9 protein-coding genes are annotated in these 15,902 nt (G+C 72.4%); 4 read left to right on the top strand and 5 right to left on the bottom strand.

Annotated elements, in window-relative coordinates:
* Nucleotides 1-65: 65 nt before the first annotated feature.
* Nucleotides 66-1,223 (top strand): allantoicase, encoded by a 1,158-nt coding sequence (gene alc / locus AB0A97_RS04655; protein WP_361144331.1) that lies wholly within the window; start codon nt 66-68, stop codon nt 1,221-1,223.
* A gap of 242 nt (nt 1,224-1,465) precedes the next feature.
* Here the strand turns inward: alc and pepN (AB0A97_RS04650) are convergent, their stop codons facing one another.
* Nucleotides 1,466-4,042 carry an aminopeptidase N gene (pepN, locus tag AB0A97_RS04650; protein WP_361144328.1) on the bottom strand — a complete coding sequence of 859 codons (2,577 nt, stop codon included), beginning with the start codon at nt 4,040-4,042 and terminating at the stop codon, nt 1,466-1,468.
* Between the two features lie 136 nt (nt 4,043-4,178).
* Here pepN (AB0A97_RS04650) and AB0A97_RS04645 point away from each other — a divergent pair, with 136 nt between their 5' ends.
* Together AB0A97_RS04645 and AB0A97_RS04640 are read left to right on the top strand one after the other, a co-directional pair.
* Nucleotides 4,179-4,769 carry a Uma2 family endonuclease gene (locus AB0A97_RS04645; protein ID WP_361144326.1) on the top strand — a complete coding sequence of 197 codons (591 nt, stop codon included), beginning with the start codon at nt 4,179-4,181 and terminating at the stop codon, nt 4,767-4,769.
* A 64-nt stretch (nt 4,770-4,833) separates the two neighbouring features.
* The gene (locus tag AB0A97_RS04640; protein WP_361144324.1) at nt 4,834-5,355 is read left to right on the top strand and encodes a DUF1203 domain-containing protein; all 522 of its coding nucleotides are present in this window, start codon (nt 4,834-4,836) and stop codon (nt 5,353-5,355) included.
* A 68-nt stretch (nt 5,356-5,423) separates the two neighbouring features.
* Here the strand turns inward: AB0A97_RS04640 and AB0A97_RS04635 are convergent, their stop codons facing one another.
* Both AB0A97_RS04635 and AB0A97_RS04630 read right to left on the bottom strand, forming a co-directional pair.
* Complete coding sequence (locus tag AB0A97_RS04635; RefSeq protein WP_361144321.1) at nt 5,424-6,455, bottom strand: aspartate-semialdehyde dehydrogenase; 1,032 nt, start codon at nt 6,453-6,455, stop codon at nt 5,424-5,426.
* An 83-nt stretch (nt 6,456-6,538) separates the two neighbouring features.
* A complete protein-coding gene (locus AB0A97_RS04630) occupies nt 6,539-9,874 on the bottom strand; it encodes a S8 family serine peptidase (RefSeq protein WP_361144318.1) in 3,336 nt (1,111 codons plus the stop codon).
* Nucleotides 9,875-10,276: 402 nt separating this feature from the next.
* On the opposite strand from AB0A97_RS04630, the gene AB0A97_RS04625 reads away from it, so the two are divergent.
* On the top strand, nt 10,277-12,046 hold the full coding sequence (locus AB0A97_RS04625) for a TIGR03767 family metallophosphoesterase (protein ID WP_361144315.1): 1,770 nt from the start codon (nt 10,277-10,279) through the stop codon (nt 12,044-12,046).
* A gap of 31 nt (nt 12,047-12,077) precedes the next feature.
* On the opposite strand, the gene AB0A97_RS04620 is transcribed toward AB0A97_RS04625, so the two are convergent.
* Both AB0A97_RS04620 and pepN (AB0A97_RS04615) read right to left on the bottom strand, forming a co-directional pair.
* Complete coding sequence (locus tag AB0A97_RS04620; protein WP_361144312.1) at nt 12,078-13,124, bottom strand: hypothetical protein; 1,047 nt, start codon at nt 13,122-13,124, stop codon at nt 12,078-12,080.
* 181 nt (nt 13,125-13,305) lie between these two features.
* Nucleotides 13,306-15,888 carry an aminopeptidase N gene (pepN, locus tag AB0A97_RS04615; protein ID WP_361144309.1) on the bottom strand — a complete coding sequence of 861 codons (2,583 nt, stop codon included), beginning with the start codon at nt 15,886-15,888 and terminating at the stop codon, nt 13,306-13,308.
* Nucleotides 15,889-15,902: the final 14 nt, after the last annotated feature.

Raw genomic sequence — 15,902 nt, 5'->3', positions numbered from 1 at the left:
GGAACAAACGTTCCTGCCATCGTCAGGGAGTCCGCGTCACATCACCCCCTCACCGAAGGGCAGAGATGACCAGCACTCCGGCCGCCGCCTCCGCCACCGACCCGCACGCCAACGACGCCGCCCCCTACGGCGGCGGCGACCCGTACGCGGACTACCGCGGCGGGGACTTCCCCTTCACCTCGCTCGTCGACCTCGCCGACCGCCGCTTCGGCGCCGGCGTCATCGCCGCGAACGACGAGTTCTTCGCCGAGCGCGAGAACCTGCTGAAGCCCGGCCCCGCGGTCTTCGACCCGGAGCGTTTCGGCCACAAGGGCAAGATCATGGACGGCTGGGAGACCCGGCGGCGGCGCGGAGCCGACGGCGCGCACCCCTTCCCCACCGACGACGAGCACGACTGGGCGCTGATCCGCCTGGCCGCCCCCGGCGTCGTCCGGGGCGTCGTCGTCGACACCGCCCACTTCCGCGGCAACTACCCGCAGCAGATCACCGTCGAGGCCACCGCGCTCCCCGGCAGCCCGGGCCCCGCCGACCTGCTCGCCGACGCCGTGAAGTGGGAGGAGATCGTCCCCCGTACGCCGGTGCGCGGCCACGCCGCCAACGGCTTCGAGGTGACCCTGGAGCGCCGCTTCACCCACCTGCGGCTCAGGCAGCACCCGGACGGCGGCGTCGCCCGGCTGCGGGTGTACGGGGAGGTCGTGCCCGACCCGGCGTGGCTGGACGTGCTCGGCACCGTCGACCTGGCGTCCGTCATGCACGGCGGCGTCGTCGAGGACGCCTCCGACCGCTTCTACTCCTCGCCCGCGCAGCTCATCCAGCCCGACCTGTCCCGCAAGATGGACGACGGCTGGGAGAACCGCCGCCGCCGCGTGCGCGACACCAACGACTGGGTACGGTTCCGCCTCGCCGCACAGGGCGAGATACGCGCCGTCGAGATCGACACCGCGTACCTGAAGGGCAACGCGGCGGGCTGGGCGGCGCTCCACGGCTGCGACGCGGAGACCGCCGACCCGGCGGACGACGCGTCCTGGTTCGAGATCCTGCCGCGGACCAGGCTCCAGCCCGACACCCCGCACCGCTTCGCGCTCCCGCGCCCGGTGACCGCGACCCACGTACGGCTGGACGTCTTCCCCGACGGCGGCCTCGCCCGGATGCGCCTGCACGGCGACCTCACCGACACCGGCCGCGCCGCCCTCGTCCGCCGCTTCGACGAACTGAACGGCTGACCCGACGCCCCACCGGGCCCGCACCGGGCTCCGTACCGCGCCCGCACCGGGCCCCGCCGGAGGGGGGCGGGGCCCGGCGGCGACCGGCTCGCCCGGCAGACGGCAGTGCCCGACGCGCCGCCTGCCGGGCGGCACCATGCCCGCGTGCGCACCGGCGTCCGGTACGGACGGCGAAGCGCCCCGGACGGCGAAGCGCCCCGGACCACCCGGTCCGGGGCGCTTCCAGCGTGTCCGGCGCGCCGTTACGCGGCCGCCTCGTCCGCCCGCTGCGCCTTCAGCGCGCGCTCGATGCCGGAGCGGGACTCCGTCACCAGGCGGCGCAGGCCCGCGCCCGGCTCGGCCGAGGCGAGCCAGGCGTCGGTCGCGTCCAGGGTCTCCTGGGAGACCTGGAGGGACGGGTACAGGCCGACCGCGATCTGCTGGGCCATCTCGTGGCTGCGGCTGTCCCAGACGTCCTTGACCACGGCGAAGTACTTCTCCGCGTACGGTGCCAGCAGTTCCCGCTGGTCGGTCTGGACGAAGCCGCCGATCACGGCCTCCTGCACCGCGTTGGGCAGCTTGTCGCTCTCCACGACCGAGGCCCAGGCCTCCGCCTTCGCCTCGGCGGTCGGCCGGGACGCCCGCGCGGCCGCGGCGTGCCGCTCGCCCGCCGAGGTCCGGTCGCGCTCCAGCTCCGCCTCGATGACCTTCTCGTCGGCGCGGCCGGTCGTGGCGAGCCGCTGGACGAGCGCCCAGCGCAGCTCGGTGTCCACGGCCAGGCCGGGAAGCTCCTGCGTACCGTCCAGCAGGCCCTGGACCAGGTCGAGCTGCGCGTCGGTACGGGCCGTGGCGACGAACGCGCGCGCCCACGCCAGTTGGTGGTCGCTGCCGGGGGCCGCGGCCCGCAGTTGCTCCAGCGCCGCCTCGGTCCACTTCGCGAGACCGGTCTCCCGCCAGGCCGGGGCCGCGTACAGCTCCAGCGCCAGCTTCACCTGGCGGTGCAGCGACTGCACGACGCCGATGTCGGACTCCTTGGTGATGCCCGACAGCACCAGCTCCAGGTACTCGCGGGTGGGCAGCTCGCCGTCCCGCGTCATGTCCCACGCCGACGCCCAGCACAGCGCGCGCGGCAGCGACTCGGTGAAGTCGCCCAGGTGCTCGGTGACGACGCGCAGCGAGTCCTCGTCCAGGCGGACCTTGGCGTACGACAGGTCGTCGTCGTTGAGGAGGATGACGGCCGGGCGGGGCGTGCCGGCGGGGAAGGGCACCTCGGTGCGCTCGCCGTCCACGTCCAGCTCGATCCGGTCGGTACGGACGAGCTTGCCGTCCTTGAGGTCGTAGCAGCCGATCGCGATGCGGTGCGGGCGCAGCACCGGCTCGCCCTTGGCGCCGGCCGGCAGCGCCGGGGCCTCCTGGCGCACGGCGAAGGAGGTGACCGTACCGTCCTCGGCGACCGTCAGCTCCGGGCGCAGCACGTTGATGCCGGCCGTCTCCAGCCACGCCTTCGACCAGGTCTTCAGGTCCCGGCCGCTGGTCTCCTCCAGCGCGCCGAGCAGGTCGGACAGGCGGGTGTTGCCGAAGGCGTGCGCCTTGAAGTACGCCTGCACGCCCTGGAAGAACTCGTCCATGCCGACGTAGGCGACGAGCTGCTTGAGGACGGAAGCGCCCTTGGCGTACGTGATGCCGTCGAAGTTGACGAGCACGTCGTCCAGGTCACGGATCTCGGCCATGATCGGGTGCGTGGAGGGAAGCTGGTCCTGCCGGTACGCCCAGGTCTTCATCGAGTTCGCGAAGGTGGTCCAGGCGTGCGGCCAGCGGCTGCCCGGGGCGTGCGCCTGGCAGGCGATGGAGGTGTAGGTGGCGAACGACTCGTTCAGCCACAGGTCGTTCCACCACTCCATGGTGACCAGGTCGCCGAACCACATGTGCGCCAGCTCGTGCAGAATGGTCTCGGCACGCCCCTCGTACGCGGCGTCCGTCACCTTCGAGCGGAAGACGTACTGGTCGCGGATGGTCACCGCGCCCGCGTTCTCCATCGCGCCCGCGTTGAACTCCGGCACGAAGAGCTGGTCGTACTTGGCGAACGGGTACGCGAAGTCGAACTTCTCCTCGAACCAGTCGAAGCCCTGCCGGGTGACCTCGAAGATCGCGTCCGCGTCCAGGTGCTCGGCCAGCGACGGCCGGCAGTAGATGCCCAGCGGCACCGAGCGTCCGTCGCCCTCCCAGGAGCTGTGCACGCTGTGGTACGGACCGGCGATCAGCGCGGTGATGTAGGTGGAGATCCGCTGCGTCGGCGCGAAGCGCCACACGTTGTCCTGCGGCTCGGGCGCCGGCGAGTTGGAGATCACCGTCCAGCCCTCGGGGGCCGTGACGGTGAAGGTGAACGTCGCCTTCAGGTCCGGCTGCTCGAAACTGGCGAACACCCGGCGGGCGTCCGGCACCTCGAACTGCGTGTAGAGGTAGGCCTGCTGGTCGACCGGGTCGACGAAGCGGTGCAGGCCCTCACCGGTGTTGGTGTACGCGCAGTCCGCGACGACCCGCAGCTCGTTGCGGCCCTCCCGCAGCCCCGCGAGCGCGATCCGGGAGTCCGCGAAGACCGTGCCGGGGTCCAGGCTCTCACCGTTGAGCACGACCTCGTGCACGGTCGGCGCGACCAGGTCGATGAACGATTCCGCACCCGCCTCGGCGGCGTCGAAACGCACCACGGTCACCGAGCGGAACGTACCGCCCTCACCCGCCTCCTGCGCACCGGAGAGGTCCAGATCGATCTCGTACGCGTCCACACTCAGCAGCCGCGCCCGCTGCTGCGCCTCGTCGCGGGTCAGATTCGTGCCAGGCACCCGTTCATCTCCTTCGCATCGGACTTTGGGCCATCCTTCCACGCGGCGCGGGATCACCCGATAGAGGGCAACGACGGATATCGTGCGCTTCAGAGCGGCCGCCGACCGTACGCTCCGGCTGAAAGGAGGCGCCGCGATGACCCTGATGCATCACGACACTGTTGAGGACATCATGCGGGGCGAGAAGGGCCACGAACTGCTGCGCTTTCTGGAGAAGGTCCCCGAGCTGGACCAGCTCAAGATCGAGCTCATCGACGGAAAGATCGTTGTGCAGGCGTCGGCAGCACCGTTCCACAACTACATCGTTGCTCTGCTCACCGCGCAGATGATCAGCGAGGGGACAATGGTGCTGCCCGAGCAGGCGCTCATCTCCGAAATCTCCAGTTTCGAGCCCAAGGCCGATCTCGCGATCACCACCGAGGAAGCGGTCCGGGCCAACCCGAACCCGCTCCCTGCCGACCGCGTCGACCTCGTCGTGGAAGTCGTCTCCTCCGACCGGGACAGCGACTACATAAAGAAGCGCATGTGGTATGCGATGAGCCGCATCCCCCTCTACCTCCTCGTGGACCCCAACGAGTGCATGATCGAGCTGTACTCCCAGCCCGATCACCTGACCTACCGCCGGGTGGACCCGTACCGGTTCGGCGACCCGGTGCCGCTGCCCGAGCCGTTCTCGTTCGCGGTCGACACCACGCGGTTCAAGCCGTATCCGCCCAAGCTGCCGTAGGCCCGCCGACCTCCACGTCCGATTCCCGCCGGAAACGGGCCGAACGCCCGCCCACCCTGTACGTATGACGACGTACACACCCCTCCCCATCCCCGAAACCGCCCTCCAGGAACTGCGCGTCGCGGACGACTCCGGCCGGGCCATGGAGCCCTACGCCGCCGGGTCCGCGAGTGACCGCATCGGCAGCGTGGGCAGTCCGCTGCGCTGCTGCCTGCGGCCGATCGAAGAAGGTGAGCGGGTCGCGCTCGTCTCGTACGCGCCGCTGCGGCGGTGGGCCGAGGAGCGGCGGGCCCGGCCCGGGGCGTACGACGAGTGCGGGCCGGTGTTCGTCCACGCCGGGGAGTGCGGCGGGCCGGAGGCCGAGCGAACCGGGTACCCGTTCACGCGGCCGGGCGCCCTGCGGACGCTGCGGCGCTACGACGCGAACGGGCACATCGTCGGCGGGCGGCTCTTCGAGATCCCCGAGGACGCGGATGCCGGGTTCGACGCGGCGCTCGCGGAGGCGTTCGCGCAGCCGGACGTGGCGCTGGTGCACGTCCGCGCGCTGGAGTACGGGTGCTTCCACTTCGAGGTGCGGCGGCCGTAGCCCGGCACGGCGACGCCGAGGGCCCGTACGGAAGATCCGTACGGGCCCTCGGCACAGGCGGAGACGGCTCAGCCGCGCAGCTCCGCCGCGACCAGCTCCGCGATCTGGACCGCGTTCAGGGCGGCGCCCTTGCGCAGGTTGTCGTTGGAGAGGAACAGCGACAGGCCGTGGTCGACCGTCTCGTCCTTGCGGATGCGGCCCACGTACGAGGCGTCCTGGCCGGCGGCCTGGAGCGGGGTGGGGACGTGCGAGAGGGCGACGCCGGGGGCGCCGGCCAGCAGCTCGGTGGCGCGCTCCGGGGTGATCTCGCGCTCGAAGCGGGCGTTGACCTGGAGTGAGTGGCCGCTGAAGACCGGGACGCGGACGCAGGTGCCGGAGACCTTCAGGCCGGGGATCTCCAGAATCTTGCGGCTCTCGTTGCGGAGCTTCTGCTCCTCGTCGGTCTCGTTCAGGCCGTCGTCGACGATCGAGCCGGCCATCGGCAGCACGTTGAAGGCGATCGGGCGGACGTACTTGTCCGGCTCGGGGAAGTCGATGGCGGCGCCGTCGTGGGTGAGCTTGGTGGCGTCCTGCTCGACGGCCTTGCGTACCTGCTCGTCCAGTTCGGCCACGCCGGCCAGACCGCTGCCGGACACCGCCTGGTAGGTGGCGACGACCAGCGCGGCCAGCCCGGCCTCGGCGTGCAGCGGGCGCAGCACCGGCATGGCGGCCATGGTCGTGCAGTTCGGGTTGGCGATGATGCCCTTGCGGCGCTCGGAGATCGCCTGCGGGTTGACCTCGGAGACGATCAGCGGGACGTCGGGGTCCATGCGCCAGGCGGAGGAGTTGTCGATCACGACCGGGCCCGCGTCGGCGACCTTGGGGGCCAGTGCCTTGGAGGTCGAGCCGCCGGCCGAGAAGAGCACGATGTCCAGGCCGGAGTAGTCCGCGGTGGCCGCGTCCTCGATCGTGATCTCGGTGTCCTGCCACGGGAGCGTACGCCCGGCGGAGCGGGCCGAGGCGAACAGTCGCAGCTGCTCCACCGGGAAGTTCCGCTCGGCGAGGATGCCCCGCATCACGCCGCCGACCTGACCGGTGGCTCCGACGATTCCGATCCTCATGGCACTCCTTGTTCGGTACGTACAGCAGCGGAACGGGCGCCGTCGAGGGCACCCGCCCCGTTACTGTCCACTATCTCAGGCCGCTACGGCACGACCTTTTCGATGCGCACGCCGCCGCTGCCCGTGACCGTTCCGGACGCGTTCAGCAGCTGGACCTCGCCGAAGAACTCGCGTCCCGCGGGAGCCGGGCCCGCGACCGCGACCTCGGCCGTGACCTGCGTCGATGCTCCGCTACCCAGCTTCACCGGTTTCGACTCGTCCGTCTTGAGCGAACCGAGTCCGGCGGAGTAATACACATCACGGTAGTCGTAGGCGGTGCTGCCGGCGGGGATCGCGTAGCCGTCCACGACGACGGTGTAGGTGCCCGGCGCGGGCTTGGCGATGCTGACCGCCTCGTCCGAGGTGCCGGTCGCCGACGAGGCGACGACCTTGCCGCCGAGCAGGACGCTCAGGTCCAGGTCGGCCTTGGCGTCGGCGGGCGCGCCGATCGCGGCGTCCAGCCGGGACACCCCGCTGCCCACGACGATCTCGTACCGCTGCGACGCGCCTTCCTTGATCGTCGGGCGTTCGGTGCGGGACGAGCCCAGCTCGCCGCCCTTGAGGGTGCCCTCGACGGCGGCGAAGGCGTTGGTGACCTCCCAGGCCACCGGGGCCGGGCTGCCGACCTTGGCCTCGGGCAGGACGCGGACGGCCGGGTCGAAGGTGGTGCCGAGCGCGGCCGCGGTGACCGTGTACGGGTTGTCCAGCAGCGGCGAGGTGCGCCGCGACTCGACCTCGATCTCCCAGACGCCGGGCGCCGGGTTCTTGTAGGTGCGCCGCGTCGGGTCGCAGGTGTTGGCGGGGTTGGGGTAGTTCGGGTAGCAGTTCGGGGTGCCGGTCGGGTCGACCGGGACGCCCTGCGGGCTGAGGGCGATCCAGCGCGTCTGGCTGCCGGCCGCGAGGCCGCTCATCGAGACCTGGAGGGCCTTGGCGCCCTTCGGCACGGTGATGAAGTGCGAGGTGGTGGCGTTGCGCTGGACGGTGCCGGTCTTGACGACCGCGTGGCGGGGCGCGGCCAGCGGCTCGGCGGCCACGACGGTGGCGAGGATCTTGCGGTCGACGCCCTCGGTGCGCGGGTCGTCCAGGTCCACGGTGACGCTGTGGATGCCGGCGGTCCGCGGCCTGGCGGTGATCTCGAACGTGACCGGCCGGTTCAGCGGCAGCCAGACCGCGCCGTCCTCGTCCGGCAGGTCGAAGGTGCCGTCGTTGTTGATCAGGTCCAGCTCGTGCCGGACGGGGCGGTCGGGGCCGGTGGTACGGGTGATGGTCACCTCGTACGTCCGGGACTGCCGGACCTTCAGGCCGCCCTCGCGGTCGTACAGGCCGGTGCCGTAGCCGGGCGTCTTCAGGACGTCGGACAGGGCCGTCTTCACGGGGGCGCGGACGGTGTACTCATGGGCGGCGGCGCCGTGCCGGATCGCGGACCAGGCGGCCCGGATGTCCATCAGGCCGGAGCCCTGCTCGTACGACTGGAAGCCCTTGATCTGCTTGGCGGTCGAGGTCAGCGCGGTGCGCAGCTTCGCCGGGGGCAGTGCGACGCGCTGCTGCTTCGCGGCGGACAGCAGCAGCGCCGAGGCGCCGGTGGCCTGCGGTGCGGCCATCGAGGTGCCCTGGAGCATGGCGTAGCCGGGCGGCAGCTCGTAGCCCGCTTCGGCGGTGGGGCCGCCGGGCTCCCAGGTGGGGATGGTGTTGATGGAGGCGCCGGGCGCGGTGATGACCGGGGTGAAGCCGCCGTCCTCGCGCGGGCCGCGGGAGGAGAACGGGAGCATGGCGTACTTCCGTGTCACCGCCGAGCCGTAGTTGGCCGCCCAGGTCTCCTTGGAGATGGACGCGCCGACGCTGACGGCCTTGTCGGCCAGGCCGGGGTCGCCGATGGTGTTGGCGCCGGGGCCGCTGTTGCCCGCCGAGATGATCAGCTGCACGCCGTAGGTGTCGATGAGCCGGGTGTACAGCTCGGCGCGGGCGTTGTTGCCGTCGTTGAGCGCCGGCAGGCCGCCGATCGACATGTTGACGATGTCGACGCCCCGCTGGGTGACGAGGTCGATCATGCCCTCGGTGAGGGCGATGTTGGTGCAGCCGCCGCTCCAGGTGCAGGCGCGCGAGGAGACCAGCTTGGCGCCGGGGGCGGCGCCGTTCATCTTCCCGCCGAACAGGCCGTTCGCCGCGGTGATGCCCGCGACGTGCGTGCCGTGCTCCGACTCGACGACGCCGATGTTGACGAAGTCGGCCTTCTTGCCCGCCCAGTCCCCGCCGAACGGGTCCATCGGGACGTCCTTGCGGATCTCCACCGTGAAGGGGATGCGCTCGGCGATCGGGGTGCTCGGGTCGTCCTTGCCGAAGTAGCCGATGCCGAAGCCGTCCTTGTACGGCTTCATGGGCTGGTCGTCGGTGAAGTCGCCGTTGTCGTTCAGGTCCACGCGCACGGTCCCGGCGGCCGGGTCGTACAGCACGCCCCAGCGGTCGGTGGTGTCCCCGTCGCGGTTCAGGTCGCCCTTCATGTCGCCGCCGGTGGTGGCGGCCTCGGCGAAGGTGCTGATCCGGTACGAGCCCGCGGGGGCCTTCCAGGTCCGGCCGCCGTAGCTGAAGGACGGGCCGGAGACGGCAGTGGTCATCGGGCGCCAGGTCTGGTCGCCGTCGCTGACCGGGTCGGTGGCCGTCACCCAGTCGACGATCTTGCGCTCGCCGGTGGTGGTCTTCTGGAGCGCGGGGTGTGCCAGGTCCACACCGGAGTCGAGGATGCCGATGGTCACGCCGCGGCCGTCGGCCTTCGGGTGGTCCCGGACGAAGTCCACCGCGCCGGTCTCGAAGGACGGCTGGTACGGGTTCTTCGCCGGGGTGCCCTTGCCGGGCGCCGGGTAACTGCCGGCCTGCGGCTTCCCCTTGTGCCCGCGGTCCGCGCCGGGCCGCGGGTCCGGCAGCTTGATCTCCTGCCGGAGGTCGATGGCGTGCACGGAGGAGAGCTTCTGCATCTTCGCGATGGCCGCGTCGGCCTGCGCGGTGGGCACGGTGGCCCGGACGTAACCGAGCTTGTCGTCCGTACGCCCGACGGAGGCGCCCTTCAGGGAGTCCAGCCCCGCGGTCGCCTGCTCGGTGGAGCCCGGCGCGGTGGCCAGCATCATCGAGACGAACCGGGCGCCGCCGGACTTGGCGCGGGCGAGCAGTTCGGCGTCCTGCGAACCGAGCTTGTCGTGCGGGGACTTCGGCGCGGACGTGGTGCCGGCGGATATTCGGGGGTCCGCGTCGGTGCCTGCCGCGAAGGCGGCGCCGGCCGCGGTGAGCGCGGGCCCGGCCGCGGCGGCGACGGCGATCGCCGCGACGGCCGCGATCCGGGCCGTGCGTCTTGCCCGGCCCGCGGGCGGGCGTCCTGTGTCGGGGGTCATGGCACACCTCTTCGGGGTGGAGGGTCCGGAAATCGAACCCGTATAACCGCTCAATATGACGTAAGGGGGTGGGGTTTGGGGAGGTGCGTGATCACAAGTTTGTGAACATTCGGGTGGCATGTGCGGGGCGTGAGGCCGGTGCCGTCCCCGGCCTCCGGCCGGCCCGGGCCGCCGCCCGACTACCCCGTGAGATGAACCTCCGGTGGCCGCCGGCCGCACCCGGTCCGAGGGCCCGGTGACCATCGGCGTCCGCCGTGATCCCTGTCCGGCGATCGGCGGCCGGCGTTGCGGCGCGGTTCACCCGTGGGCCATACCCGCTGCCAATGCCTCCTGGTGAGAGGGCAGTTACGGGCGCTCCGCGCCGCCCTCGCCGCCGTCCCGTCCGTACCAGGGAGCTCGTGCATGTCCCGTACACGGTCCGCCGCCCCGACCGGCCCCGCCGCCCCCGCCGTCGACCGCCGTGCCTTCCTCGCCGCCACCGGCGCCGTCGGCGCCACGACCGCGTTCGCGCTGGCGTACGGAGCCGGCGGTCCACGGCCCGCCGCCGGTCCTGACGCGGCGGCAGCCGCTTTCGCCGCCCCCCTCGTCGCACCGGAACCGGTCGCCGCGCCGCCCGTTCCCCGCGTCCCCTACACCGAAGGCACCACCCTCGCCTCGGTCGCCACCCCGGGCGGCGCAGCGGCGGGGTACCGCAGGCTCGCCGAAGGCCCCGGCTGGGACCGCGTCGTACGGCGTGACCTCGCCGCCGCGCGCCCCGGCCGGGACGACCGGCGCACCGTACTGGCCGCCTTCGTGCAGCTCACCGACCTGCACGTGGTCGATGTGCAGCACCCGCTGCGCCACGAGTACCTGCGGGTGCGGTCCGCGGGCGCCTGGCGCCCCCAGGAGGCACTGTCCGTCGCGGGCGCGGTCTCCCTCGTCGAGCGGGTCAACAGCCTGCCCGGCGGGCCCGCCACCGGGGCGCCGCTGTCCTTCGCGATGACCACGGGCGACAACACGGACAACAACTCCAGCATCGAACTCGACTGGTTCCTGACCGCGCTGAGCGGCGGCCGGATCACCCCCAACTCGGGCGACCCGCGGCACTACGAAGGCGTGCAGAACAGCGGCCACCCGCTGTACTGGCAGCCGGACAGCGCCCTGCGCGACGCCGACAAGCTGCGCGGCTTCCCCGGCATACCCGGCTTCCTGGAAGCGGCGACCCGTACGGTCACCAGCCCCGGCCTGCACCTGCCCTGGTACTCGACGGTCGGCAACCACGACTCGCTGCCCGCGGGCTGCTGCGCCCCCGACGACCCGTTCCTGGCGGAGGTCGCGACCGGCGGACGCAAGCTGGAACTGCTGCCGGCCGACCAGGCCATCCGCGCCTACCTGGCGGTACGTCACGGACCGGGCCCCGGCAGACGGGAGTTCGCCGACCTGCTGAGAGCGCACGGGAAGCGGGCGCGTTCCGTGACACCGGACGAGCGCCGTGTCCCCTTCACCCGCCCCGCCTACCTGCGCGCGCACCTGGATCGCCGGTACACCGGGCCGGGGCCGCACGGGCACGGCTACACGGCGGACGACCTCGACGCGGACCGGCTCCACTACACGTTCCGGATCGCCGAGGACGTGGTGGGCATCAGCCTCGACACCACCGACCCCGGCGGCCACCACACCGGTTCCGTCGGCTCGGGGCAACTGCGCTGGCTCGACCGCACGCTGCGGGCGCACGCGCACGAACACGTCCTCGTCTTCAGCCACCACACCAGCACATCCATGGACAACACCCTGCCCGACCCGTCCCGCCCCGCCGAGCGGCGGCACGGCGGACCCGAACTGGTCGCCCTGCTCTCCCGGCACCGCAACGTGCTGGCCTGGATCAACGGGCACAGTCACCGCAACCTCATCACCCCGCACGGCACCTTCTGGGAGGTCACCACCGCCTCGCACATCGACTTCCCGCAGCTCGCGCGGGTCGTGGAGGTGACGGACAACCGGGACGGCACGCTGTCCCTGTTCACCACTCTGGTCGAGTCGCACGCGCCGCACCGCACGGACTTCGGCGACCTGTCGCAGCGGGGACTGGCGGCGCTCTACCGCGAACTGTCCTGCAACGCCCCCGGAGCCCGCGGCGATCTCGCCGGTGACCCGGGCGACCGCAACACCGAGCTGCTGCTGAGACGGCGCTGAGCGACGGCCCCGTACACCGTTGCGGCGGACCTCAGCGCGGCAGCACCACCACGTACGCCCCCGGCTCGTGGTCGTCCGCCGCCATCAGGGCCGTACGGACCACCGCCGCCTGCTGCTCCGGAGCGTCGCGCAGCTTGCGCGGGCTGAGGCGGACGACCGTGATGCCCAGCCGTTCCAGGTGCTCGCGCTGGTGGGCGTACTGCGCCTGGAGCGCCTCGTCCTCCTGGCGCGGCACCCGCGCGTCGATCTCCACGGCCACGGCCTGCTCCGGCCAGTACGCGTCCACGCCGCCCAGGTGCGGGCCGCCGGGCAGCCGCAGGTCCACGTTCCACAGCGGGTCCGGGAGGCCGTACTGCCGCACCAGGTCGTAGAGCCGGCCCTCGGCCAGGGCGCGGCCCTCGGCCAGCAGGGCGTGTACGGCGTCCACCACGTGCGGCAGGCTCAGCAGCCGCGCCTGGTTGAACTCCCGTACCACCGCCGTCGCTTCGCAGTGGCCTGCCCGGACGGCCTCGGTCAGCAGCCGGCGGACCGTGCAGGCGTCCGAGAGTGCGCTGACGGCGTCCGCCAGGGCCCGCGGCACGGGGGCCACCGGCACCCCGGTGACCTGCTGCGGCTGCGGCATCACCTGCGCCCGGACGACCTGCGCGAAGCCGGTGGAGCGCAGCCGCCGGGTGCGCGGCACCAGCACCTCGATGCGGTCCAGGGAGAGCAGCGGGGGAGCGGAGGAGAAGCGGTGCAGGGCCAGCGCCGCCAGCCCGGTGATCATCGGTTCCTGGGCGGGCGCCGGGCCGGCCTGCGCGGGGACGGCGGACGGCCGGCTCGCCGCGTACAGCAGCACCGCGTGCAGGCGCTCCTCGCTGGTGGGCGGGCCGGGGTGGAGCAGGTGCACGCCCGGCAGCACCTGCTGCCAGGGGCCGCCGGGGCGGCACCGCTCGGCGGTCTCCGCCGCGCCGATGCCGTGTTCGCGCAGTTGGCGGCCGGTCAGTACGCGGGGACCGCGGCCGGGGCGGTCGTGCAGCGGGCGGGGGGAGAGCGGGGTGGGGGACTCCCCGCCGGAGGTTGGGGAAGTGTGGTTCATGTCCCGGCCATTCCCGCCGCCGCCCCGTCTCCTAACGCCTGTTACACGCCCGTCGACAAACCAGGACAACGCCGTCCTAAAGTACGGACGTTCGAGCGCCGAAAATGGTCGGTCCGGGCGGAGTTGACGCCGGTGCGCGGGCCCGGCCGGACGGCCGGGGCCCGCACCCGGGCGCCAACGGCTACCGTGCGGCCTGCGCGTCGCAGGACTGCGCCCGCAGGGCCCGCGCCAGGTCGTCGCGCGCCTCCGACACCAGGCGCCGCAGCGCGGGCGACGCGTCCGCGTGCCCGGACAGCCACGCGTCCGCCGCGTCCAGCGTCTCCTGGCGGTCCTGGTGGGCGGGGAAGAGCCCCCGGACCACGGCCATGCCGATCTCGATCGACCGCTCCCGCCACAGCCGCTCGACGGCGTCGAAGTACTTCGGCGCGTACGGGGCGGTGAGCTCCCGCTGCGACGCCTGCACGAAGCCGGAGATCGTCGCCTCGACCAGCGCGTTGGACAGTTCGTCGGACTCCACCACGTCCGCCCAGGCCCGCGCCTTGACCTCGGCCGAGGGCCGGGCGGCCAGGCACCGTACGTGGTGGCGGCGGCCCGAGGCGGTGTCGTCGCGCCGCAGTTCGGTGTCGACGGCGGCCTGGTCGGCGGCGCCGTGCGCGGCCAGCGGTTCCAGGAACGTCCAGCGCAGCTCCTGGTCGACGTCCAGGCCGTCGATCTTCGCGGTGCCGTCCAGCAGGCCCTGGAGGAGCTGGAGGTCGGCGGCCGTGGTGGCCACCGAGGCGAAGAACCGGGCCCAGGACAGTTGGTGTCCGCTGCCCGGTTCGGCCAGCCGCAGTTCGTGCAGCGCGCCCTGGGCCAGCGCCTGCGCGGCCAGGTCGCGGTGTTCGGGCGCCGTGTAGTGGGTGAGCGCGTAGCCGGCCTGGGAGTGCAGCGACTGGAGCACGCCGATGTCCGACTCGCGGCCCGCGAAGCGCAGTACCAGGTCGAGGTAGTCGCGGGCGGGCATCAGCCCGTCGCGGGTCAGGCCCCACACCGCGGACCAGCACAGCGCGCGCGACAGCGGTTCGGTGATCTCGCCGAGGTGGCCGCGCAGCGTCTCCAGCGACCGCTCGTCGAAACGGACCTTGCAGTACGTCAGATCGTCGTCGTTGACCAGGATCAGCTCCGGGCGGTCGGCGCCGGTCAGTTCGGTGACGACCGTGCGCGGGCCGGAGACGTCCAGCTCGGCGCGGGCGTAGCGGACCAGGGCGCCGTCCGCGTTCTCCCGTCGGTACAGGCCCACGGCGACGCGGTGCGGCCGCAGTTCGGGACGCTCGGGGGCGGCCTCCTGGAGAATGCTCAGCTCGGTGACGCGGCCTTCGGCGTCGTACGTGGCCTGCGGCGTGAGCGCGTTGACGCCCGCCGTCTCCAGCCAGGCGCGCGACCAGGTGGCCAGGTCGCGTCCCGAGGTCTCCTCCAGGACGGACAGCAGGTCGGTCAGGCGGGTGTTGCCGTACGCGTGGCGCTTGAAGTAACGCCGCGCGCCCTCCAGGAACGCGTCCCGTCCCACGTACGCCACGAGCTGCTTGAGGACGGCCGCGCCCTTGGCGTACGTGATGCCGTCGAAGTTGAGCTTGGCGTCCTCCAGGTCACGGATGTCGGCCGTGACCGGGTGGGTGGAGGGCAGTTGGTCGGCGCGGTACGCCCACGCCTTGCGGCCGTTGGCGAAGGTGATCCAGCCGTTGGTGAAGCGGGTCGCCTCCACCAGGGACAGCGCGCCCATGAAGTCGGCGAACGACTCCTTGAGCCACAGGTCGTCCCACCACTGCATGGTGACCAGGTCGCCGAACCACATGTGCGCCATCTCGTGCAGGATGACGTTGGCGCGGCGCTCGTAGGACGCCTCGGTCACCTTGCCGCGGAAGACGAACTCCTCGCGGAAGGTCACACAGCCCGGGTTCTCCATCGCGCCGATGTTGTACTCGGGCACGAACGCCTGGTCGTACTTCCCGAAGGGGTACGGGTAGTCGAAGTGCTCGTGGAAGAAGTCCAGGCCCTGCTTGGTGACGGTGAAGATGTCCGCGGGGTCGAAGTGCCGGGACAGCCCCTTGCGGCACAGCGCGCCGAGCGGGATCTCCAGCTCCGTGCCGTCGGCGAGGGTGCGCCGGTAGGTGTCGGAGACGTAGTGGTACGGGCCGGCGACGACGGCGGTGATGTACGTCGAGATCGGCTGCGTCTCGGCGAACCGGTACGTGCCCCCCTCGGGCTCGCCCTCCTGGGCGCCGTTGCTGAGCACCACCCAGCCGTCGGGCGCGGTCACCTCGAAGCGGAACGGGGCCTTCAGGTCGGGCTGTTCGAAGTTCGCGAAAACCCGGCGGGCGTCGGCCGGCTCGTACTGCGTGTAGAGGTAGACCTCGCCGTCCTCCGGGTCGACGAAGCGGTGCAGGCCCTCGCCGGTCCGGCTGTACGCGCACTGCGCGTCGACCACCAGGGTGTTCTCCGCGGCCAGGCCGGCCAGGGCGACCCGGGTGCCGTCGAAGACCTCCGCCGGGTCCAGCTCCCGCCCGTTGAGGGTGACGGCGGTGACGGACGGCGCCACCAGGTCCGCGAAGGTGGCGGCGCCGGGCTCGGCGCACCGGAAGCGGACGGTGGTGCGTGAGCGGAAGGTGCGCGCGGCCTCGCCCTCCTGGACCGCCGACCGCAGGTCCAGCGCCACGTCGTACCCGTCGACGCTCAGCAGTGCGGCCCGCTCCCGGGCCTCGTCTCGGGTCAGATTCTCACCGGGCACGACGCGACTCCCTC

The sequence above is a fragment of the Streptomyces sp. NPDC045470 genome, from assembly GCF_040646595.1.
GTDB lineage: Bacteria > Actinomycetota > Actinomycetes > Streptomycetales > Streptomycetaceae > Streptomyces.
Note: the sequence above shows the minus strand (reverse complement) of the source record. Positions and strands in the feature narration are given on the sequence as shown.